This is a genomic window from Rhizobium sp. BE258 (genome assembly GCF_031457345.1).
GTDB lineage: Bacteria > Pseudomonadota > Alphaproteobacteria > Rhizobiales > Rhizobiaceae > Rhizobium.
This window is the reverse complement of sequence record NZ_JAVDWL010000003.1, coordinates 603539-625488: the sequence shown is the minus strand read 5'-3', so window position 1 is coordinate 625488 and position 21950 is coordinate 603539. Positions and strand designations below refer to the sequence as shown.

The 21950-nt window shown below is 61.7% G+C and carries 19 protein-coding genes; 3 read left to right on the top strand and 16 right to left on the bottom strand.

Going from position 1 to position 21950, the window contains the following annotated elements; genetic code table 11:
- Positions 1-22 precede the first annotated feature (22 nt).
- Positions 23-613: a 3'-5' exonuclease gene (locus J2X43_RS13565; RefSeq protein ID WP_310294635.1), complete on the bottom strand. Its 591-nt coding sequence runs from the start codon at positions 611-613 to the stop codon at positions 23-25.
- 270 nt (positions 614-883) lie between these two features.
- Here J2X43_RS13565 and J2X43_RS13560 point away from each other — a divergent pair, with 270 nt between their 5' ends.
- Positions 884-1414, top strand: coding sequence for a GNAT family N-acetyltransferase (locus J2X43_RS13560; RefSeq protein WP_310294633.1), 531 nt, complete (start codon positions 884-886; stop codon positions 1412-1414).
- Here J2X43_RS13560 and J2X43_RS13555 read toward each other — a convergent pair.
- The 11 genes from J2X43_RS13555 to aqpZ all read right to left on the bottom strand — a co-directional run bounded on the left by J2X43_RS13555 (position 1411) and on the right by aqpZ (position 14529).
- Positions 1411-1788 carry an XRE family transcriptional regulator gene (locus tag J2X43_RS13555; protein ID WP_310294631.1) on the bottom strand — a complete coding sequence of 126 codons (378 nt, stop codon included), beginning with the start codon at positions 1786-1788 and terminating at the stop codon, positions 1411-1413. The two genes, J2X43_RS13560 and J2X43_RS13555, sit on opposite strands and share 4 nt — an antisense overlap.
- Positions 1788-2084 (bottom strand): type II toxin-antitoxin system HigB family toxin, encoded by a 297-nt coding sequence (locus J2X43_RS13550; protein WP_112386999.1) that lies wholly within the window; start codon positions 2082-2084, stop codon positions 1788-1790. Before J2X43_RS13550 ends, J2X43_RS13555 begins: the two co-directional genes overlap by 1 nt.
- 37 nt (positions 2085-2121) lie before the next feature.
- Positions 2122-4278 carry an NAD-dependent DNA ligase LigA gene (gene ligA, locus J2X43_RS13545; protein WP_310294629.1) on the bottom strand — a complete coding sequence of 719 codons (2157 nt, stop codon included), beginning with the start codon at positions 4276-4278 and terminating at the stop codon, positions 2122-2124.
- 248 nt (positions 4279-4526) lie between these two features.
- A complete protein-coding gene (recN, locus tag J2X43_RS13540; protein ID WP_310294627.1) occupies positions 4527-6200 on the bottom strand; it encodes a DNA repair protein RecN in 1674 nt (557 codons plus the stop codon).
- A gap of 13 nt (positions 6201-6213) precedes the next feature.
- Positions 6214-7083: an outer membrane protein assembly factor BamD gene (locus J2X43_RS13535; RefSeq protein WP_310294625.1), complete on the bottom strand. Its 870-nt coding sequence runs from the start codon at positions 7081-7083 to the stop codon at positions 6214-6216.
- Between the two features lie 266 nt (positions 7084-7349).
- The gene (gene lpxC / locus J2X43_RS13530; RefSeq protein ID WP_310294623.1) at positions 7350-8306 is read right to left on the bottom strand and encodes a UDP-3-O-acyl-N-acetylglucosamine deacetylase; all 957 of its coding nucleotides are present in this window, start codon (positions 8304-8306) and stop codon (positions 7350-7352) included.
- A gap of 290 nt (positions 8307-8596) precedes the next feature.
- Positions 8597-10321, bottom strand: a complete 1725-nt coding sequence (gene ftsZ, locus J2X43_RS13525) for a cell division protein FtsZ (protein ID WP_310294621.1) — start codon at positions 10319-10321, stop codon at positions 8597-8599.
- A gap of 57 nt (positions 10322-10378) precedes the next feature.
- Positions 10379-11710, bottom strand: a complete 1332-nt coding sequence (ftsA, locus tag J2X43_RS13520; RefSeq protein WP_112386994.1) for a cell division protein FtsA — start codon at positions 11708-11710, stop codon at positions 10379-10381.
- On the bottom strand, positions 11707-12639 hold the full coding sequence (locus tag J2X43_RS13515; RefSeq protein WP_112386993.1) for a cell division protein FtsQ/DivIB: 933 nt from the start codon (positions 12637-12639) through the stop codon (positions 11707-11709). Before J2X43_RS13515 ends, ftsA begins: the two co-directional genes overlap by 4 nt.
- Entirely contained in the window at positions 12627-13553 is a 927-nt protein-coding gene (locus tag J2X43_RS13510; RefSeq protein WP_112386992.1) for a D-alanine--D-alanine ligase, read from the bottom strand. Before J2X43_RS13510 ends, J2X43_RS13515 begins: the two co-directional genes overlap by 13 nt.
- Before the next feature lie 289 nt (positions 13554-13842).
- Entirely contained in the window at positions 13843-14529 is a 687-nt protein-coding gene (gene aqpZ, locus J2X43_RS13505; RefSeq protein WP_310294617.1) for an aquaporin Z, read from the bottom strand.
- 224 nt (positions 14530-14753) lie between these two features.
- On the opposite strand from aqpZ, the gene J2X43_RS13500 reads away from it, so the two are divergent.
- Both J2X43_RS13500 and J2X43_RS13495 read left to right on the top strand, forming a co-directional pair.
- Positions 14754-16064, top strand: coding sequence for an MFS transporter (locus J2X43_RS13500; protein ID WP_405049589.1), 1311 nt, complete (start codon positions 14754-14756; stop codon positions 16062-16064).
- A 114-nt stretch (positions 16065-16178) separates the two neighbouring features.
- A complete protein-coding gene (locus J2X43_RS13495; RefSeq protein WP_310294615.1) occupies positions 16179-17273 on the top strand; it encodes a metallophosphoesterase in 1095 nt (364 codons plus the stop codon).
- Positions 17274-17280: 7 nt separating this feature from the next.
- Here J2X43_RS13495 and murB read toward each other — a convergent pair whose 3' ends face one another.
- From murB to ftsW, 4 genes are read right to left on the bottom strand one after another with little or no spacing between them, the layout of a single operon-like run.
- Complete coding sequence (gene murB, locus J2X43_RS13490) at positions 17281-18255, bottom strand: UDP-N-acetylmuramate dehydrogenase (protein WP_310294613.1); 975 nt, start codon at positions 18253-18255, stop codon at positions 17281-17283.
- Positions 18252-19667 (bottom strand): UDP-N-acetylmuramate--L-alanine ligase, encoded by a 1416-nt coding sequence (gene murC, locus J2X43_RS13485; protein ID WP_112386987.1) that lies wholly within the window; start codon positions 19665-19667, stop codon positions 18252-18254. Before murC ends, murB begins: the two co-directional genes overlap by 4 nt.
- Complete coding sequence (gene murG / locus J2X43_RS13480; RefSeq protein ID WP_310294610.1) at positions 19664-20788, bottom strand: undecaprenyldiphospho-muramoylpentapeptide beta-N-acetylglucosaminyltransferase; 1125 nt, start codon at positions 20786-20788, stop codon at positions 19664-19666. Before murG ends, murC begins: the two co-directional genes overlap by 4 nt.
- 7 nt (positions 20789-20795) lie before the next feature.
- The gene (ftsW, locus tag J2X43_RS13475) at positions 20796-21950 is read right to left on the bottom strand and encodes a putative lipid II flippase FtsW (RefSeq protein WP_112386985.1); all 1155 of its coding nucleotides are present in this window, start codon (positions 21948-21950) and stop codon (positions 20796-20798) included.

Here is a 21950-nt window from a genome sequence, read left to right as displayed (position 1 = left end):
AATGCAAGAAACCGCTGATAAATCAGGCGCGCTTGCAGGTGCAGGGTTCGTAGCCGGTGGCGAGCAGCCGCCCGGGCTTCATGCCGATCGCAGCCGGGATCGCATGCACCGCCGCCGCCTTCACCGCCTTGGCCATCTCGATCGCCGCCTGGGCACAGACCACGGCATCCTCGGCCGCATTGTGGTGCACGAACCGCAGGCCGAGATGCTCGGCGATGATGTTCAGCCGGTGCGACAGGAACTGCGGCCAGATGCGCTGCGCCATCTTCAGGCTGCAGAGATAGGTGAGTTCGGGATAGGTCTGCCGGTAAAGATCGAGCGAGGCGCGCCAGACGCTGAAATCAAAGGCCGCATTATGGGCGATCATCGTCGCGCCGCGGAAATCGTCATGAAACTCGTCCATGACCTCAGGAAACTCCGGCGCATCCTCGACATGCTCAGGGCGAATACCGTGGATCGCGATGTTCATGCCCGAAAAGCGCATATCCCTGGGGCGAATCAGCCGCTCCTCGACGCGAGTCACCCTGCCGTCCTCGATCCAGGCAAGCCCGACCGAACAGGCGCTGCCGCGCTGTTCGTTGGCCGTTTCGAAATCGATGGCAATGGTCTTCAAGGTCGGTCCGTGATTCGCGGGTGATGAAACAGGCTTAGCTGTGCGAGCAGGCTCAGGCAAACGCGGCAGTTGACTTCGCACCTATGATCAACGACTTTTCCCGTCATGATCGTATCGAACGCGCATCTTGCCACCATGCATCTCACCACGGCCCCTGCAGGGCTCGGGGAGGCATTGGCGCGCTAAGCGTGCGATCTGTCCCGAAGACCCTGCCGAGGTGAGCAGGGTTTTCGAAGCCGGCTCTCCTCCATCATTTCAATGGAGAGAATTTTGAAAATCCCCGAAGACAATCCACCCAAGCGCTCGGCCGCCGCAGGTCTCACCGTCCGCGCCATGCGCGTCAGCGATGCCGAGGCCGTCACCACCCTCGTCAATCTGCCTGGCTTTCGCTACGGCACGCTTCGCATTCCCTACCAGACGCTGGAGGAAACGCGAAAACGAATCGAGACCATGCCGCAGGGCAATATCAGCATCGTCGCCGAACTCGACGGCATTCTGGTCGGCGACGCCCACCTGATGCGCAACCAGGGCCGCCGCGCCCACGCCGCCAGCATCGGCATGGGTGTTCACGACGACCATGCCGGCAACTGCATCGGCAGCGCGCTGATGGCGGCCCTCGTCGATACCGCCGACAACTGGCTCGATATCAGACGGTTGGAATTGACCGTCTACACCGACAACCCGGCAGCCCTTGCCCTCTACCGGAAGTTCGGCTTCGAACAGGAAGGCCTGCTGAAAGCCTTCGCCTATCGCGCCGGCGACTATGTCGATGCCTATACGATGGCGCGGGTCAGGGTTTAGGCGACCTCGAGCTTATACGGCTTGATAAGACATTCCGCAGGCAGGCCCCAGACCTCGCCAAGCTTGAAGATCATATCCACCGTAAGCCTGCGCTTGCGGTGGAGAATTTCAGAGGCACGCGACCGCGATGACAGGAGATCGCCGAGATCCGTCTGGGTGCGTCCCGTCATATCCATGAAAGCCTGGAGAAACTCGACGGGATCGAGTTCGACAGCCGGAAAGTGCCTGGCTTCATAAGCCTCGATAAGGTCCGAAAGGACATCGAAGCGATCGGCTTCGGCCGTGCCCTTTTCTGGTGGGCTCTCGAAATACGGGGCCACTTCATCGATCGCCCAGGCCAGATCACTGTCGTTTCTGATAGGCTTGATATCCATCACACGGTCTCCGGGTCGATCCGGTCATAATCCGAATGCGTGCCGACAAATTTGATCAGTACGCGGCGATAGGCGTAGGCGACATGCACGATCAGCCGGTACTTGTTGCCGCCGATGTCGAAAATGATGCGGTTGTCTCCGACAAAGTCGACATTCGCACCAAACATTCGTTTGACGTCCGAAGGCCCCGCCCAATCAGCCTTGCTGACAGCGGCATACCAGACGTTCAGCGGCACCCTCGCCTGCGGATGCAACTCCCAAAACGCGCGCAACGTCGATCTGGCGATCACCTGCATTGATCAACAATATTCCCAATACGGGAACAACGCAAGATCACCCACCGATCAACGCCAGCCACTCGTCCTCGTCCATCGTCTGGACGCCGAGTTCTTTGGCCTTGTCGAGCTTGGAGCCGGCGCCCGGGCCGGCAACGAGGATGTCGGTCTTCTTGGAGACCGATCCGGCAACCTTGGCGCCGAGGCTTTCGGCGCGGGCTTTGGCTTCGTCGCGGGTGAATTTTTCCAGCGAGCCGGTGAAGACCACGGTCTTCCCGGCGACCGGGCTTCCCGATGTTACCGGCTGCTCGGCCTTCTCAGGCACAACCTCTTCCAGCAGACGGCTGATGACCTCAACGTTGCGCGGCTCCTTGTAGAACTCGACGATGGCGCGGGCCACGATCTCGCCGATGCCGTCGATGGCGTTCAACTCGTTCCAGCCATCACCGGACAAGGGCGCCGCATCCTGCATGGCGGCGGCAAAGGCCTCATAGGTGCCGTAGGAGCGGGCAAGCAGCTTCGCGGTGGTCTCACCGACATGACGGATGCCGAGCGCATAGATGAAGCGGTGCAGCGCGATGCTGCGGCGTTCGTTGATCGCCGCGTAGAGCTTGCTGACGCTGACCTTGCCGAATCCGTCGATATTCTCGAGCTTTGTCAGCGTCGAGGCCTGCTGGCGTTTCTCCAGCTTGAAGATTTCGGGCGCCGTCCGGATCTGCAGCGAGGCGTCGTCGCTCTCGAAGAAGAAATCCACCTGCTTGGTGCCGAAGCCCTCGATATCGAAGGCGTTGCGCGAGACGAAATGCTTCAGATGCTCTGTTGCCTGCGCGCGGCAGATGAAGCCGCCGGTGCAGCGCGTCACGGCATCGACCTTGCCGGTCTTCTCGTTGACTTCGCGAACGGCATGCGAGCCGCAGACCGGACATGTCTTCGGGAATGTGTAGGCCGCAGCCCCCTCCGGCCGTTTCTCCATCACCACATCAAGCACCTGCGGGATGACGTCGCCTGCGCGCTGGACGATCACGGTGTCGCCGATGCGGATATCGTGCTCTTCCTCGCGGATGCGTTCGCCGGAATTGCCGATGCCCTTGATATAGTCCGCGTTATGCAGCGTCGCATTGGTGACGACGACGCCGCCGACGGTGACCGGTGTCAGGCGCGCCACCGGCGTCAGCGCGCCAGTCCTGCCGACCTGGATGTCGATATTCTCGACGACGGTGAATGCCTGCTCGGCCGGGAACTTGTGTGCCGTCGCCCAGCGCGGGCTACGCGAGCGGAAGCCGAGGCGCTGCTGCAGTTCGAGGCTGTCGACCTTGTAGACGACGCCGTCGATGTCGTAGTCGAGATCCGGCCGCTTGAGACCGATATCGTCGTAATGCGCCAGGATATCGGCCACAGAGTTCAGCCGCTTCATCAGCGGATTGACCGGAAAACCCCAGTCCTTGAAGGTCTGCACCATGTCGAACTGTGTCTTCGGCAGATCGTTGGGCTCGGAGATTTCACCCCAGGCATAGGCGAAGAATTTCAGCTTGCGGCTCTCCGTCACCTTGGCATCGAGCTGGCGCAGCGATCCCGCCGCCGTGTTGCGCGGGTTGACATAGGTCTGCTTGCCCTCGGCCTCCATCTGCTTGTTCAGCGCCAGGAAGTCGCTCTTGGCCATATAGACCTCGCCGCGTACCTCGACGACATCTGGAACGCCCTTCGGCAGCACCTGCGGGATTTCCTTGATGGTACGGATATTGGCCGTGACATTCTCGCCGGTCGTGCCGTCGCCGCGTGTTGCGGCGCTGACGAGCTTGCCGTTCTGGTAGCGGATCGACATCGACAGGCCGTCGATCTTCGGCTCGGCGGTAAACGCGATCGACTGATCCGGCAGGCGCCCCAGGAAGCGGTAGACGCTGCCGACGAAATCCTGCACGTCGTCCTGCGAGAAGGTGTTGCCAAGCGACAGCATCGGCCTTGCATGAGTGATCTGTGCAAAGGTGACGGACGGCTCCGCACCCACCCGCCGCGACGGGCTGTCCTCGCGAACGAGCTCGGGAAACCGCGCCTCGATCGCATCGTTCCGCCGCTTCAGAGCATCATAGTCGGCATCGGAAATTTCCGGCTGGTCCTTGCCGTGGTAGAGCGCGTCGTGATGGGCGATCTCTTTCGCCAGACGCTCCAGCTCAGCTGCGGCCTCTTCGATCGTCAGGGTTTCAACTTCGCTCGACATGCATGATTACTCCGGAGAATCTGTGATCGTTTTTAGCGCAAATTGTCCGGATGGGAAGTGGCGGGGTGGTGGCCACCCTCGTCCTTCGAGGCTCCCTGCGGTCGCACCTCAGAATGAGGGTGGAGGGAGCCGTGCTCGGACGGGTCAGCCTTGAGGGTTGCTAATCGCAGCCCCCCGGGAGCCCTCATCCTGAGGTGCGAAACCGAAGGCGTAGCCTCGAAGGACGAGGGCGGCCCTCAACAGTCCCCCTACCCGTTGCCGGACAAGAGCTTGGCCGCCGCAGCCCGCGCCTCGTCGGTGACCGAAGCACCGGCGAGCATACGGGCGATCTCCTCGGTGCGGTCCTTCGGCGCCATGGTCGCCACACGGGTGGCGATCTTTTCGGATCCGGCATCCACCGGCCCCTTGGAAATCAACAGATGCGTCGCCGCCCTCGCCGCCACCTGCGGCGCGTGGGTGACGGAGAGAACCTGCACCTTGTCCGACAGCCGCTTCAGCCGCTGGCCGATGGCATCGGCCACCGCCCCGCCGACACCGGTATCGATCTCGTCAAAAACAAGCGTCGGCGCCGAGCCACGATCGGCAAGCGCCACTTTCAGCGCCAGCAGGAAGCGCGAGAGTTCGCCGCCCGAGGCAACCTTCATGATCGAGCCCGGACGCGTGCCCGGATTGGTCTGCACATGGAATTCGACGACGTCGATGCCTTCGGCGGTTGCCTGCTCCGCATCCGTGGTGATTTCCACCATGAAACGGGCGCGCTCGAGCTTCAGCGCCGGAAGCTCGGCCATGACGGCCTCCGCCAGCGCATTACCGGCGTGATGACGCTTTTCCGACAGCGAACGGGCAGCTTCACCATAGGCCGCCTTGGCGCGGCCAACCTCGGCGTCGAGCTTGACGAGCTTTTCTTCGCCGGCATCGACATCGGCGAGATCGGCGATCATCCTGACGGCAAGGGCCGGAAGCTCGACGACGGGCACCGAGTATTTGCGGGATGCGGCGCGCAGCGCAAACAGCCGCTCCTCGACGCGCTCCAGTTCCTTCGGATCGTACTCGGTCTTGCGCAGTGCCGCCTCGACTTCCATCTGCGCGTTGGAAAGCTGGTCCAGCGCGGAGTCCAGAAGCGCCACAGTGTCTTCCAGCAATCCGGGCGCCTCGTGGCTCTTGCGCTCCAGCCGGCGCACCAGCGAGGCGATATGGGGCACGGGAGAAGCATTGCCGTTCAGGAACTCGGATGCCTCGGCAATATCGCCGGCGATCCGCTCCGCCTTCATCATCTTCTGGCGGCGGTCGGCAAGCTCCTCCTCCTCGCCGTCACGCGGAGAAAGCTTTTCGAGCTCCTCGACGGAGGCGCGCAGATAATCGGCCTCGCGGGCGGCGTTCTCCACCTTCTCGCGGTGCTTCTTCAGCGTCCGCTCGGCATCGCGCCAGATTCTGTAGAGCTCGGACACGCCTGAGACATCCTCGGTGATACCGGCAAAGGCATCGAGCAGGATGCGGTGGGCATTGGTATCGACAAGTGCCCGGTCGTCGTGCTGGCCGTGGATTTCGACCAGCATCTGCCCCGCTTGGCGCATCAACTGCACACTGACGGGCTGGTCGTTGACATAGGCCTTGGTGCGACCGTCGGAAGATTGCTGGCGGCGGAAGATCAGGTCACCGTCGTCGTCGATGCCGTTTTCGCGCAAAAGCTTGCGGGCGCCGTGATCCATCGGCACGTCAAAGGCCGCAGTCACCTGCCCCTTGTCTTCGCCGTGGCGCACAAGCCCGCCATCGCCGCGCCCGCCGAGCGCCAGCGACAGACTGTCGAGAAGGATGGATTTGCCTGCACCCGTTTCCCCGGTCAGAACCGAGAGCCCGGCCTCGAACGAGAGATCCAGCCGCTCGATCAGAACGATATCGCGGATCGAAAGCTGGATCAGCATTGCGTTACTGGCCTCACGAGCCGAGGAGCAGCTTCTTGCCCGCTTCGGAGAGCCAGGAACCCTTGTTCTCCCGAGGCTCTGCGCCGCCGCTCTTCAGCAGCTTGTAGGAATCGGCGTACCACTGGCTATCCGGATAGTTATGGCCGAGAACGGCAGCGGCGGTCTGTGCCTCTTCGACGATACCCATCGCGTAATAGGCTTCGACCAGACGCGAGAGTGCTTCCTCGACCTGATTCGTATTCGGGTACTTTTCAACCACGATACGGAAACGGGAGATAGCCGCAAGATACTCCTTGCGCTCCAGATAGTAGCGGCCGATCTGCATTTCCTTGCCGGCGAGCTGGTCGCGGGCGAAGCGGATCTTGGCCTGCGCGTCGTCGACATATTCGGAGTCCGGATACTTGTCGATGACGGCCTGCATCGCATCGATGGTCTTCGATGAGGCACGCTGGTCCTGCGTCACGTCGGAAATCTGCTTCGAATAGCTGAGGCCGACCAGATACTGGACATAGGCCGCGTCCTTGGACTGCGGATACTGCGCCATGTAGCGGTTGCCCGATGCCAGCGCTTCGTCGATCTTGCCCTGGCGGTACTTGACGAAGGTGCTCATGACGAGCGCCTTGCGGGCCCATTCCGAGAACGGGTTTTCACGGTCGATGGCGTCGAACTTGCGCGCCGCTTCGGCCATGTTGCCTGCCTTCATGTTGGCAAGCGCCTGATTGTAGAGAACATCCGGCGGGTCATTGTCGAGGCCGAGTTTGGTGATGTCGATGTCCGGATCCGACTGGCAACCGGAAATCAAGGCGCCTGCGCTCAGCACCACGAGCGATGCGAGCAAAGCGCGCGCTGTCTTCATCATACCTTCAGACCTTGCATAACCCATAGATTAATCCCGACTCCCGCTACCCACTCTTAACGGCAGCCACACCTCGCTGGCGTTTCTAGCCACAAATGCGAGGCGAGAGCAACGCAATGATGACGCATTAACGCATTTTTGTGGCATAGGCCCAGAGAATATCCGGGTTTTCATCTTTGATTTCCCGTGTTGCAGCTAAGCATCTGCGCCGAAAACACTATCGGCCGGAAAATCCGCATAAAAAAACCGCCTCCCGAAAGAGGCGGTCCTGGTCTAGGAAATCGTTCTGGAGGTCACGCCGACCAGGGGGCGAATCCGGGAGCATTCACGGCAATGAAATCACGCGCAGCAACGCGCGGACGGGCGGCAGAGGTCTCGACGACCTCATAGGCGCTGGCATCGCTGAGCAGTGCCTTGAGCGCATTGGCATTCATCTTGTGACCGCCGCGATACGAACGGTAGCACCCGATGAACGGTGCGCCCGCCAGCGACAGGTCGCCGACGGCATCGAGCGTCTTGTGACGCACGAACTCGTCCTTGGCGTAGCGCAGGCCTTCGACATTGATCACGGTGTTGTCGTCGGAGATGACGACAGAGTTCTCGAGCGAGGAACCGAGGGCGTGGCCCGAAGCCCAAAGACGCTCGACGTCGCGCATGAAGCCGAAGGTACGGGCCCGCGACAGTTCGGTCTTGAAGGTCTGGGCTGTCAGGTCGCCTTCCCACTTCTGGCGGCCGATCAGCGGGCAGTCGAAATCGATCTCGACTTCGAAGCGCGTGCCGTCATAGGGGCGGAATTCGCTCCACGAACCGCCATGCTCGATACGAACAGGCTTGGTGATGCGGATGTAGCGGCGCTTGACGCCAAGAGAAACCAGACCGACCTGTTCGATCGCATCGATGAACGGAGCAGAGCTGCCATCCATGATCGGCATTTCGGCGCCGTGAACTTCGATCAGCACGTTGTCGAGGCCAAGCGCGTAAACAGCGGCCATCACATGCTCGATCGTCGCGACCGAATGTGCAGGAGAGAAACCGAGAACGGTGCAGAGATCCGTATTGCCAACCTGCGAGGAAACCGCGCGCAGCTCGGTGACAGAACCGTTGTCATGCATGCGATGGAAAACAACGCCCGTATCGGTCTCGGCCGGATTGAAGGTGATCGAGACTTCCGCGCCAGAATGGACGCCGGTACCCGAAAGCGTTACCGGGCGAGAAACCGTCGTCTGGAAGCCAAGCATGCCAATAACCATAAAATCTGCCTTCATTGCCCTTCAAGGTTCGTAGCGCTCAAGGCACCGGAATCAAACCACGAAGTTCTTTTGTCCACACCGCTGAATTGTCGCCAAAATGCGTCAAAGTGCGGTCATTTGACCTCATACATACGTGTGCCCGCCCTGCATTCCAAATCACTGTTCGTTTCGGATTGTTACGAAACCATGCAATTGAAATGACTTGTTAATTTAGCCTTCACGCAAGGCTTTGAAACAGAAGCGCCCGGGACTGTGATCCCGGGCGCTGAGCGTGGCGATTCTGTGTCGCGTCAGTTCGACTGGCGGCGCAGGAATGCAGGGATTTCGAGCTGGTCGTCTTCCTGCATCATGCGAGCCTGCGGAACGGCGCGGCCCTGGTCGTCGAGGTTGCCGCGGCGCGGAGCGTAGAGGCTGGCTTCCGGCGAAAGCGGACGGCGCTGCTGCGAAGCGGCTGCCGGAGCAGACGTCATCTCAGGAGCAACTTCCTCTTCGCGGCGGTTCAGCGAGTTCGTGATCCGCTTGAGCAGGCCCATCGGGCCGCGCTCTTCGTGAGCCTGTGCTGCGACGGGCTGCGAGCGGTGATCGATCTCGGCCTGAACGACCGGCGGGAAGTCCTCGACCTTCGGCATGCGCGTCGGCTGCTGCATGGCAGGTTCCTGGCGGACCGGCTGTGGCGCCACCGGTGCTGGCTGCTGCATCATGACAGGCTGCGGAGCCGGCTGGCTCATGACCGGAGCCGGAGCGGGCTGCATCTGCATCGGTGCCGGACGGGCAACCGGAGCTTCCGGTGCTGCTGCGAAGATGCGGCTCTGCGGACGGAAGGTTTCCTGTGCGACAGGCTGCTGGACCGGAGCAGGAGCGCGCGGGGCGAGCTCACGTTCCATCTGGGCTTCTGCCATGCGGATCGTCTGCGCAACGGTATCAACCGGCTTCGGTGCCTGCATGACCGGAGCAGGCTGAACTGCGGCCGGAGCCGGAGCAACGGCCGCCGAAGGACGGATGATCGGCTTTGCGGCCGGCTGGAAGGTCTTGGTGGAGGCTTCGGCGGCAGCGCGATCGATACCGGTCGCAACGACTGATACGCGGATGATGCCTTCGAGCGATTCGTCGAACGTGGCGCCGAGGATGATGTTGGCGTCCGGATCGACTTCTTCGCGGATGCGGGTTGCGGCTTCATCGACTTCGAAGAGCGTCAGGTCACGGCCACCGGTGATCGAGATCAGCAGGCCCTGCGCACCGCGCATCGAGGTTTCGTCGAGCAGCGGGTTGGCGATTGCGGCTTCAGCAGCCTGCATTGCACGGCCCTGGCCCGAAGCTTCGCCGGTACCCATCATTGCACGGCCCATTTCGCGCATGACCGAACGGACGTCGGCGAAGTCGAGGTTGATGAGACCTTCCTTCACCATCAGGTCGGTGATGCAAGCAACGCCCGAGTAGAGAACCTGGTCGGCCATCGCGAAAGCGTCGGCAAAGGTCGTCTTGTCGTTGGCGATCCGGAAGAGGTTCTGGTTCGGAATGACGATCAGCGTATCGACCGACTTCTGCAGCTCTTCGATACCGGCTTCGGCCAGACGCATGCGGCGGCCGCCTTCGAACTGGAACGGCTTGGTGACGACGCCGACGGTCAGGATGCCCTTGTTGCGGGCGGCCTGCGCGACGACAGGAGCAGCACCGGTACCGGTACCGCCGCCCATGCCGGCGGTGACGAAGCACATATGCGTGCCGTTCAGGTGATCGATGATCTCATCGATGCACTCTTCGGCAGCCGCACGGCCGACTTCCGGCTGCGAACCTGCACCGAGGCCTTCGGTGACGTTGGCGCCGAGCTGGATGATCCGCTCCGCCTTGGTCATCGTCAGAGCCTGCGCATCCGTGTTGGCAACGACGAAGTCGACGCCCTGGAGGCCAGCGGAGATCATGTTGTTGACAGCATTGCCGCCGCCGCCGCCGACACCGAATACGGTGATACGCGGCTTCAGCTCTGTGATGTCAGGCTTTTGCAGCTTGATAGTCATGGTACCCGTTCCTTCTCTTTATGGCCGCATCGCCACGCCGGCCAATTCACTCAATGTTCAGAAGCTTTCCTTCAGCCACTGGCCCATCCGGGCTATGCGGCTGTTATTTCCCCCAAGCGACAAGAGCAGCCCGCTCTGTGACGCATGTGTTTCCATGTCCGCGACCTGCGGATAGATCATCAGGCCGACTGCCGTCGAAAAGGCCGGGCCCTTGGCTGCCGTCGGCAGACCCGAAACGCCCATCGGGCGGCCGATACGAACGTTGCGGGCCAGGATCTTGCGGGCAACGTCTGCAAGGCCAGTGAGCTGGCTTGCGCCGCCCGTCAGCACGACGCGCTTGCCGACGATCGGGCTGAAGCCCGAGCGCTGGATCCGGTCGCGGATCAGTTCCATCGTTTCCTCGATACGGGCGCCGACGATGCGCGACACCAGAGCGCGCGGCACCTGCGTCGGCAGATCGCGCTCGTCCTCGCCGATCGGCGGGATCGAAATCAGTTCGCGTTCGTCGGACGAGTTCGCCATCGCCGAAGCGTGAACCACCTTCAGACGCTCGGCATCCTCGATGCGGGTCGAAAGACCGCGGGCCAGATCGGTAGTCACGTGATGACCGCCAAGACCGACGGCGTCTGTATGGACAAGCTTGCCTTCGGCAAAGACCGAGATCGTCGTGGTGCCGCCGCCCATGTCGATCGCTGCACAGCCAAGCTCGACTTCGTCATCGACGAGAGCAGCAAGGCCGGAAGCGTAAGGCGTCGCGACGATGCCTTCGACGGAGAGATGCGCACGGTTGACGCTGAGTTCGAGGTTCTTCAGCGCGGCGCGCTCGGCGGTGACGACATGCATGTCGACGCCGAGCATGTCACCGTACATGGACAAGGGATCGCGGATACCGCGTTCGCCATCCAGCGAGAATCCGGTTGCCAGCGAATGCAGGACTGCGCGGTCCTGGCGCAGCGACTGCTGGCAGGCTGCAGAAAGAACCTTCTTCAGGTCGTTGAGTTCGACTTCCTGGCCGCCGAGATCGATCGTCGCCGTATAGACGTCGCTGCCGAGACGGCCGGCCGTCAGGTTGACGATCAGGCTTTCGACGGTGAGGCCAGCCATGCGCTCGGCGGCATCGACCGCGAGACGGATGACGCTTTCGAGCGCATCGAGATCGGCGATGACGCCGGTCTTGATGCCGCGGGAACGCTGATGGCCGATGCCGATGATCTCGATGTCATGCGTGCGGCCCGGGAGAATCTCACTCTCCTCACGCGGCGTCAGCCGGCCGATCATGCAGACGACCTTGGTCGATCCGATGTCGAGCACCGAAACGATATGTGACCGCTTCGACGAAAGCGGCTTCAGGCGCGGCAATCCGAAATGGGATGAACCGAACAAGCTCATATATTTTGCCCCGCCTTTTTCAAATCCTTTGTCCGCTGGTCGAGCACCACCTGCCGCCGGGCCATCGCCTCGGGGGTGAGCTGGATTGCGGTCCGGTCTGCCAATCTGAGATCGACGGCTGCGATGTCGCGCGCCAGAAGATCCTGTTCCTTGTTGAGCTTCGACAGCGTCGCCAGCGCCTGATCGACATCGTCGGCCGGCAGCTTCACGACGACACCGTTGTCGAGATGCAGATCCCAGCGGCGGCTGGAAACCCAGACATAGGCCTTCACCCGCGCCTTGATGTCGGGCCAGTTGGCGAATTCGCCTTCAAGCGCAACAGCAGCCGTCTCGGCGTCGCGGCCGACGACGAGCGGCAGGTTGGAAAACTTGTTGTCGCGCAGCGGCGCGATGACGCTGCCATTGCGCTCGATCAGCGAAAGCTCCTGGCCGTGCTGCCAGATCGCATAGGCCTGGCGCTCCTTGAGCTTCACTTCGATCGTCTTCGGATAGATCTTGCGGACTTCGGCGCTTTCGACCCAGGGAAGCTTGGCGATCTTCTGGCGCGCCGTATCGACATCCAGAGCGACCAGCGAGGTCGTGCCGTCGAGACCGAGGAGATCGAGGATCTCGATTTCCGAGGTCGCCAGATTGCCAGATACTTTCACGTCTTCGATGGCAAAGCCTGCAGCCGTGGTCGTCGCCTGAGCGACCGCTTCCGTGTGACCGCCGAGCGACATGCCGTAGAGGCCGGTCGCAGCCAGAAACGCCAGAGCGGAAACAGTGCCGGTATGCGCAGGGATATAGATGCGGCCAGTGCCAAGGCTGACGAGAAAGCGGACGGCGCGGCGCAGCGGACGCGGCAGCACCATGCGGCTATCGCCTTCCGGGAAGGCAATATCGTCGCGATGGCTCGGGCGCCCCATCCTTTTGACCGTCAACGAGAACAAGAAGCGTCCTCCACCATCCAGCGCAGAAACTCACCAAAGGAATAACCGGCATAACCGGCCATTTCGGGCACCAGAGAGGTTGGAGTCATTCCCGGCTGAGTATTGACCTCGAGCCAGATGATTTCGCCATCTTCGGAGAAGCGATCGTCGTAGCGAAAGTCAGACCGGCTGACGCCACGGCAACCAATTGCTTGATGCGCCCTTAGTGCCAATGATTGTATTTTTTGGTAAATTTTCGGTGAAATTTTCGCCGGAATGACGTGTTTTGAACCGCCAGCCGCATACTTGGCGTCATAGTCATAAAAGTTGTGGCCCTGCGGCACCACTTCCGTGACACCCAGCGCCGTATCGCCCATCACGCCGCATGTCAGCTCGCGGCCATGGATATAGCGCTCGACGAGAACCTCTTCCCCATAGCGCCACTCCGAAGAACTGATCACCTGCGGCGGATGCGACTGATCCTCTTGCACGATCAACACACCGAAGCTCGACCCCTCGCGAACCGGCTTCACCACATAAGGCGGCTTCATCGGATGCTCGGCCGGAAAGGCGAAACGGTTGATGACTTCGGATTGCGCCACCGGAATACCGGCAGCAGCGGCAACGCCCTTGGCCTTGCTCTTGTCCATCGCGAGAGCCGAGGCAAGAACGCCGGAATGCGTGTAGGGAATTTCGAGATATTCGAGAATGCCCTGGATCGTACCATCCTCGCCGAACGGGCCATGCAGAGCATTGAACGCGACATCCGGGCGGGCAGCAACGAGCTTGGCCGACACATCACGGTCGACATCAATACGGGTGACCTGAAAGCCTTCGGCTTCCAGCGCGTCGGCACATGCCTTCCCCGAAGACAGGCTTACCGGCCTCTCCGAGGAAAATCCGCCCATCAGGACAGCGACATGCTTGCGACTCATACGTACCCCCAAAATAACTTACGGCATGAATTCCGACGCTTGCGCGAGGCTTTCGCCCACCGAATCTTGCCCACTCAGGCTTGATGGCAGTTTGACAACAATATGGTTAACGAAGCGTTTACTTTTGTTAACCTGCCGCCTCCAGGCCACCGAACAGCGCGGCAAACCTGTGCCGTTTCGACTCGAAATCAGTGGCTTGCACCGGCATCCGGAAGTTCGTTCGGAGGATGAAAAAACCCGCACAGACGAGCTGTGCGGGTTGGCATGCGCAGCGTGATTACGACGGCGCTTAGTCGTCTTTCTCAAGCAGTTTCCAGACCGTCCCGCCGAGCGCGCCGCCCACGATCGGCGCCAGCCAGAAGAGCCAAAGCTGCTGCAGAGCCCAGCCGCCGGCAAAGAGCGCCTGCCCTGTCGAACGCGCCGGATTGACCGATGTGTTGGTAACCGGGATCGAGATCAGATGTATGAGTGTCAGTGCTAGGCCGATCGCCAGCGGCGCGAACCCGGCAGGTACGCGCCCATGCGTGGAGCCCAGGATGACGATCAGGAAGAACATCGTCAGCAGGACCTCGATGATCAGCGCGGACGTCAGCGAATAACCACCGGGCGAATGCTCGCCATAACCGTTCGAGGCAAAGCCGCCCAGTTCGAAACCGGCTTTTCCGCTGGCAACCAGATAGAGAAGTGCCGCTGCCGCGACGGCACCGATGACCTGCACGATGATATAGGGAATGACGCGGCCCGCCGGAAACCGCCCGGCAACCGCGAGACCCACGGACACCGCCGGATTGAAATGCCCGCCGGAAATGCCGCCGACCGCATAGGCCATCGTCAGCACCGTCAGTCCGAATGCCAGGGCGACACCGGCAAAGCCAATTCCGAGCGCCGGAAATGCTGCCGCCAGCACAGCACTGCCGCATCCGCCGAAAACGAGCCAGAACGTACCAAAAAATTCTGCAATAAGATTTCTTTGCATGATTTCCCCTCCGAGGCTCTCAACCAGAGCGAGAACAGCAAGCCGCCTCAAATCGAGTCCCGTCAATCTGGTAATTTTGCTAGAAACGCGGATTGGCCCGTCCGGAAACGCCCCCAACACCGGCCAGGGATTTCATCAGTTTATTGCTCATTTAGCGTTTGCTGAGACCGAAAATTGCGCTATGAGCCGATTGCCTCCCAAGGCAAACAGCAATCCTGATTGGAATGACAATGTCTGACGCGATATCTCCGGTATCGCCGACGCCCTCCTCATCGAACAATGCGCAAGTCAATTCGCCGGCGCGTGTTCTGATCGCGAGCCTCGTCGGCACGACCATCGAATTCTTCGACTTCTACGTCTACGCGACGGCCGCCGTGCTGGTCTTCCCGCACCTCTTCTTCCCGACGAGCGATCCGGCGTCTGCACAGCTGCAGTCCTTCGCCACGTTCTCGATCGCCTTCTTCGCCCGCCCGCTTGGCGGCATTCTGTTCGGCCATTTCGGTGACCGTATCGGCCGCAAGGCAACACTCGTCGCAGCGCTGATGACCATGGGCCTGTCGACCGTGGCGATCGGGATGCTGCCGGGCTATGATTCGATCGGCATCGTCGCGCCTCTGCTTCTCGCACTGTGCCGTTTCGGCCAGGGCCTCGGCCTCGGCGGAGAATGGGGCGGCGCCGTGCTGCTCGCCACCGAAAACGCCCCTCCCGGCAAGCGCAGCTGGTACGCGATGTTCCCGCAGCTTGGCGCGCCGATCGGCTTCATCCTCTCTTCCGGCTTCTTCCTGATCCTGACCGAGACGATGACTAACGAGGACTTCCTGGCCTTCGGCTGGCGCATTCCCTTCGTCGCCAGCCTGGCACTCGTCGCTGTCGGCCTCTATGTCCGCCTGAAGATCGCCGAAACGCCGGAGTTCCAGAAGGCCGTCGAGAAGCACGAGCGCGTCGCCGTTCCGGTTGCCGTCGTCTTCCGCAAGCATTTCCGCAGCCTGGTTCTCGGCACCTTCATCGCCGTCGCCACCTTCGTTCTGTTCTACCTGATGACGGTGTTCACGCTGTCCTGGGGCACCTCGAAGCTCGGCTATTCGCGTGAACAGTTCCTGGTCATTCAGCTCGTCGGCGTCGTGTTCTTCGGCCTGACGATCCCGATCTCCGGCCTGCTTTCGGACCGCTATTCGCGCCGCCTGATCCTGATCCTGGTGACAATCGGCATCGCGATCTTCGGCTTCTTCTACGCCTCGCTGCTGACCGCAGGCCTGATGGGCGCCTTCCTGTGCTCGATCATCGGCCTGGCGCTGATGGGCTTCACCTACGGTCCGATCGGTGCAGCACTTGCCGCCCCCTTCCCGACCACGGTGCGCTATACCGGCGCCTCGATGACCTTCAACCTCGGCGGCATCTTCGGTGCCTCGCTGGCGCCGAACATCGCCAGCTGGCTGGCAACGACCTACGACCTCTCCTATGTCGGCTATTATCTTTCCGGCGCAGCAGTGATCTCGCTGGTCTGCATCCTGCTGTCAGGCCGCGAAGAAGTCTGAGAACTTCGGGTTCAATTGATCCAAGGCCGCGGCGGAGACGCCGCGGCCTTTTTTGATTCTTGTCTGTTAACGGCTTGCTCCTACTCTTTCATTTCAGAGAGACGGGAGACCACGATGCTGACAAGACGATCGCTGCTGAGACAGGGCCTCGGCGCCGGAATGGCCCTTTCGCTGCCGTCGTTGACACGCGCCGCCGTCCCCGACGTCAACGTCACCTTCCTCGTCATCAACGACGTCCATGCCTGCCGCATCGGCGATGGGCTCAGCCCCAATTGCCAGCAGGAAGGCAAGACCGACGCCAATCTGCTGCGCCATATCCTGGCGCTCAACAACATCCATCACCAGACATGGCCCGAGCAGATCGCTGGAAAGCCGACTGGCCTCAGCGTTGCCGGCCAGACGATTGCCCGGCCTCAAGGCATCATCGTCTGCGGCGACGTCACCGACGATGGCGGCGGACAGATGGCGGAGTTTGCCGAGGGATCACAGCTTCTGCAGTTCTCGCACCGCTACCAGGAGGGCCGCGGCCCTGCCCATGTGCATTTCCCTGTCTATGTCGGCCTCGGCAATCACGATCTCGATCAGGACGGCCGTCCGCCGCAGGTGGACTGGTACCGCGACGAGCTGCGCGACTACGTGCAGATGAACCACAAGCCGAGCGTCTTCTTCAAACCGGCCGTCCCCGTCGACAATTACGACGAGGCCTCCGACAATTATTCCTGGAACTGGGGCGGGTTGCATCTGATCCAGGCGCAGCGCTATGGCGGCGATAACAGCAAGGGAACCGCCAGCAGCCTCGACTGGATGAAACAGGACCTGAAGACCTATGCGTCCGACGGGCGCCCCGTGGTGATCTTCCAGCATTACGGCTGGGATCATTTCTCCACCGAGCGCTGGGATCCGGCCAAGAGCACCTTCGACGACACTGGCACCGGAACGCCGCACTGGTGGGATGAATCAGAACGTCAGGATCTGCTGGCAACCCTCAGCGGTTACAATGTAATCGGCATCTTCCACGGCCACGAGCACGACACGGCGATGGCCTACAAGGTCAACGGCATCGACGTCTTCAAGGCCAAGGCCGCCTTCATGGGCGGCTTCACGCTGGTGCGCGTCGCCAACGGCCGCATGGATGTGGCAATCGGCGAAGCCGCAGACGACAAAGGCGGCGTCATGTTCGACACCGCCTTCAGCAAAGCTCTTCGTTAGGAAGCAATCAGTCGCTGGTCACGCCCTGGAACGGGCGGACTTCGCGGCCCGGCATGAAGACGCCGAGACGCCTGATTTCCCATTCCAGCTTGACGCCGGAATTTTCGAACACTTCGCGGCGAACCTGTTCACCAAGATATTCCAGATCGTAGCCGGTAGCCTGCCCCATGTTGATCATGAAGTTGCAATGCAGCGACGACATCTGCGCCCCGCCGATGACCAGACCGCGGCAGCCCGCTTCGTCAATCAGCTTCCAGGCCGAATGTCCCTCGGGATTCTTGAAGGTCGAGCCGCCGGTCTTCTCGCGGATCGGCTGTACCGTCTCGCGATGGTTGCGCACGGCATCCATATCGGCGCGGATCTTGGCGCGGTCTTCGGCATAGCCTTCGAACAGCACCGAGGTGAAGATCAGGTCCGATGCGGCAGAGGAATGACGGTAGGAATAACCCATCTCGGCATTCGAAAGCACGACCTTGTTGCCCTTGCGGTCGATCGCCGTCAGTTCGACGAGACGCTCGCGGGTCTCGCCGCCATTGGCACCGGCATTCATGCGTGCCGCGCCACCGATGCTGCCGGGAATGCCGTAGTAGAAATGGAAGCCACCGATGCCGTTGTCCATCGCCATGGCAGCAACATGCTTGTCCGGGCAGATCGCACCGGCGCGGATGCGGTTTTCACCGGCAATCTCCAGCCCACCGAAACCCTTCGCCGACAGGCGCAGAACCACACCCGGAATACCGCCGTCGCGCACCAGAAGGTTTGAACCGACACCGACGACCGTGACGGGCACGTCCTCAGGCAGAAGCTTCATGAAAGCGATGAGATCGTCTTCGTCATGCGGCTGGAACATCAGCTCGGCGAGCCCGCCGGCACGGAACCAGGTCACGCGGTCCATGGGGGCATCCGGCGTGATACGGCCACGGATGTCCTTGACGCCTTCTCCGAGAGTTTCGAGAAGCTTTTCCCCATTTACCTGTTTCATGCCGACTTTCCCGAAAGGCCTTCCAGTTGTTTTGGCAGGGCCGCTGCCCAGTAGGTGATACTTCCAGCCCCCAAGAGAACCACAAAGTCGCCCGGCTTTGCAATCTCTCCAACCATCTCCGGTAGTACGTCTTGCGACGGAAGATAGCGTGCGTCGCGATGGCCGCCAGCCTTGATACGCGAGACCAGCGTCTCGGAATCGGCACCCTCGATCGGGTCCTCACCGGCGGCATAGACAGGCGCCAGGAAGATGCTATCGGCATCGTTGAAGCAGTTGGCGAATTCCTCGAAGAGGCTCGAAAGGCGCGAATAGCGGTGCGGCTGGTGAACGGCGATGACGCGGCCCTTGCAGGCCTCGCGCGCAGCCCTGAGCACGGCCTTGATCTCGACTGGATGGTGACCGTAGTCGTCGAACACCTGCACGCCGTTCCATTCGCCGGTCAGCGTGAAGCGCCGCTTGACGCCGCCGAAGGAGGCCAGCCCCTTGGCGATGTCTTCGTTGGAAATGCCGAGGCGGTTGGCAACGGCAATCGCCGCAGTCGCATTGGAAATATTGTGACGGCCAGGCATCGGCATGACGAGATTGTCGAGCTTGAAGACCTTGCCTGTGCGGCGGCGGCGGATCTCGACGTCGAAGATCGAACGCGGCCCGTCGATGCGCACATTGGTGAAGCGCACGTCGGCCTGCGGGTTCTCGCCGTAAGTCACGACCTTGCGGTCCTCGATACGGCCGACCAGCGCCTGCACTTCGGGATGATCGAGGCACATGACGCCAAAGCCGTAGAACGGCACGTTCTCGACGAACTGCCGGAACGCAGCGCGCACGGCATCGAAATTGCCGTAGTGGTCGAGATGTTCAGGATCGATATTGGTGACGACGGCAACGTCGGCCGGCAGCTTCAGGAAGGTACCATCGGATTCGTCGGCCTCGACCACCATCCACTCGCCCTCGCCCATGCGGGCGTTGGTGCCGTAGGCATTGATGATGCCGCCGTTGATGACGGTCGGATCGAGACCACCGGCTTCGAGCAGCGTCGCCACCAGCGAGGTGGTGGTGGTCTTGCCATGCGTGCCGCCGATGGCGATCGCATTTCGGAAGCGCATCAGCTCGGCCAGCATTTCGGCGCGGCGAACGACGGGCAGCAGCTTCTCGCGCGCCGCGATCAGTTCCGGATTGCTCTTCTTGATCGCCGTCGAAACGACGACGACTTCGGCATCGCCGAGGTTCTCGGCCTTGTGACCGACGAAGACCTCAATGCCCTTTTCGCGCAGACGCTGAACGTTCGCACTGTCGGACTGATCGGATCCCTGGACCTTATGGCCGAGATTGTGCAGCACTTCGGCAATGCCGCTCATGCCGATGCCGCCGATGCCGATGAAATGGACGAGGCCTATAGCCTTCGGCAGTTTCATGACTGTGCCCCCTTGAACTCTGCAATTGTACGTCCGGCGGCAATAGCCTCTACCATGCCGGCAAGCAAGTTCGCAGCATCCGGTTTCCCGGTCTGCTTTGCCGCCGCCGCCATGCGCGCCAGCTTTTCCGGGTCGTTCATCGCATGCGTCAGGATCGCGGCGATCTTCTCGGAGGAAAGCTCCGCCTGGACGATGACCTTGGCGCCACCGGTCGCGGCAAGGGCTGCGGCATTGGCCGCCTGGTCATGATCCAGCGCATGCGGATAGGGCACGAGAACGGCGGGACGGCCGATGACCGCGATCTCCGAAACCGTCGAAGCGCCCGAACGGCAGATGACGAGATGCGCCTTTGCGAGACGTTCGGCCATGTCGGTGAAGAACGGCGCGATATCGGCACCCATCTTCAGCTGCGCGACACAGCCGCCGACCATCTCCATATCCTCGGGCCGCACCTGCTGGGTGATCCGCAGCCGCGCCCGGAGATCGTCGTCAAGCAGGCTGATCGCCGTTGGCATCACCTTGGAAAAATACTGCGCGCCCTGGCTGCCGCCGAAGACCACGAGATTGAAGGGTTCGCCGGGATGCGACGGCGCATAGGGAACCTTGGCGGCCTCGATGATCGCCGGGCGCACCGGATTGCCGGTTGTGACAGTCTTTTCGGGATAGACGCCGCCATTCTCCGGCAGGAAGCCACCGGCGATCGCCTGGACACGCGCCGCCAGCGCCTTGTTGGCGCGGCCCATAACGGCATTCTGCTCGTGGATCATGGCGGGCACGCCAAGGCGCGTTGCGGCCAGCAGCGGTGGCACGGTCGGATAACCGCCGAAACCAACGACGACGGCAGGCTTCAGCTTCTGGATCAGCTTCTTCGCCGCCCGCATGCCGCTCCACAGCGTCCACAGCGAACGGGCGACCGCGATCGGGTTCTTCGAACCGATCGTTGCCGACGGCACGACATGGATCTGCTCGGCCGGGAACTTGCCGGCATAGCGCTCGGCCCGGCTGTCGGTGACCAGATGAACGGAATAACCGCGGGCCTTCAGCTCATAGGCCAAGGCTTCCGCGGGAAAGACGTGGCCGCCGGTTCCCCCGGCGGCAAGAAGGACGATGCCTTTACTCATGGTTCTTTTACTCCGCCGGCATTCCGTGCGGCACGCGGAAGAGGCTCCGATCCTGTGCACGTTTTTCCGGGCGATGGCGCGTCAGCGCGAGAATGAAACCGGCGGTGACGCAGATCGCCACCATCGACGAACCGCCGTAGGAGATCAGCGGCAGCGTCATGCCCTTTGCCGGCAGCAGTTCGAGATTGACGCCGATATTGATGATCGACTGGATGCCCATCTGCAGCACGAGGCCGGCGACGGCAAACCGGTTGAAATCGTTCTTCTCCTTATATGCGTGCGACAGCCCCCTCAAGACAAGGGCCGTGAACAGCGCAACAAGGGCGATGCAGAAGATGATGCCGAACTCTTCGGCCGCGACCGAGAAGATGAAGTCGGTATGGGCGTCGGGAATGATCCGCTTGACGATGCCCTCGCCCGGCCCCTGACCGAACCAGTCGCCGCGGATGATCGCCTCGCGGGCAGTATCGATCTGGAACGTGTCGCCTTCGCCGGTCATGAACTTGTCTATTCGTCCCGCCACGTGCGGGAAGACATAATAGGCCGAGACGAGGCCGCCTGCCCCGCCGACGCCGAGCACGATGATCCACAGCCAGGGCATGCCCGCCATGAAGAACATGCCGCCCCAGACGGCGGTGGTCAGGATCGTCTGGCCAAGGTCGGGCTGTGCCACGAGCAGCGAGGCGACCATGCCGAACAGAATGATGGCGAAAAGATTGCCCGGGATTTCAGGCTGGCGCGCATGCTCGGCAAACAGCCAGGCGCAGACGACGACGAAAGCCGGCTTCATGAATTCCGACGGCTGGATCGAGATACCCGCCAGCGTCACCCAGCGCCTGGAGCCCTTGACCTCGACGCCGAAGAACAGCGCCAGCAGCATCATCGCTATCGCGACGATCAAAAGCAGGATCGCCGTGCGCCTCACCTGGCGCGGCGTCAGGAACGACAACCCGATCATCACCATCAGCGATGGGATCATGAAGGCCGCGTGGCGCTTGACGAAATGGAAGGGCTCAAGCCCGATGCGCTCCGCCACCGCGGGCGATGCGGCGAAGGACAGCATGAAGCCGATGCCCATCAGGAAGACGAACATCGCCAGGAAAAAGCGGTCGATGGTCCAAAACCAATCGGCCAAAGGCCCACGTTCCGCACGGCTTACCAT

Coding starts and splice junctions, on each gene's coding strand:
- J2X43_RS13535 (WP_310294625.1), bottom strand. CDS start 7,083: ATGGGTTATGCAAGGTCTGAAGGTATGATGAAGACAGCGCGCGCTTTG.
- murG (WP_310294610.1), bottom strand. CDS start 20,788: ATGAGTAAAGGCATCGTCCTTCTTGCCGCCGGGGGAACCGGCGGCCAC.
- murC (WP_112386987.1), bottom strand. CDS start 19,667: ATGAAACTGCCGAAGGCTATAGGCCTCGTCCATTTCATCGGCATCGGC.
- lpxC (WP_310294623.1), bottom strand. CDS start 8,306: ATGGTTATTGGCATGCTTGGCTTCCAGACGACGGTTTCTCGCCCGGTA.
- ligA (WP_310294629.1), bottom strand. CDS start 4,278: ATGTCGAGCGAAGTTGAAACCCTGACGATCGAAGAGGCCGCAGCTGAG.
- J2X43_RS13510 (WP_112386992.1), bottom strand. CDS start 13,553: ATGAGTCGCAAGCATGTCGCTGTCCTGATGGGCGGATTTTCCTCGGAG.
- J2X43_RS13555 (WP_310294631.1), bottom strand. CDS start 1,788: ATGGATATCAAGCCTATCAGAAACGACAGTGATCTGGCCTGGGCGATC.
- ftsZ (WP_310294621.1), bottom strand. CDS start 10,321: ATGACTATCAAGCTGCAAAAGCCTGACATCACAGAGCTGAAGCCGCGT.
- J2X43_RS13500 (WP_405049589.1), top strand. CDS start 14,754: ATGACAATGTCTGACGCGATATCTCCGGTATCGCCGACGCCCTCCTCA.
- recN (WP_310294627.1), bottom strand. CDS start 6,200: ATGCTGATCCAGCTTTCGATCCGCGATATCGTTCTGATCGAGCGGCTG.
- ftsW (WP_112386985.1), bottom strand. CDS start 21,950: ATGGTAAGCCGTGCGGAACGTGGGCCTTTGGCCGATTGGTTTTGGACC.
- ftsA (WP_112386994.1), bottom strand. CDS start 11,710: ATGAGCTTGTTCGGTTCATCCCATTTCGGATTGCCGCGCCTGAAGCCG.
- murB (WP_310294613.1), bottom strand. CDS start 18,255: ATGAAACAGGTAAATGGGGAAAAGCTTCTCGAAACTCTCGGAGAAGGC.
- aqpZ (WP_310294617.1), bottom strand. CDS start 14,529: ATGCAAAGAAATCTTATTGCAGAATTTTTTGGTACGTTCTGGCTCGTT.
- J2X43_RS13495 (WP_310294615.1), top strand. CDS start 16,179: ATGCTGACAAGACGATCGCTGCTGAGACAGGGCCTCGGCGCCGGAATG.
- J2X43_RS13550 (WP_112386999.1), bottom strand. CDS start 2,084: ATGCAGGTGATCGCCAGATCGACGTTGCGCGCGTTTTGGGAGTTGCAT.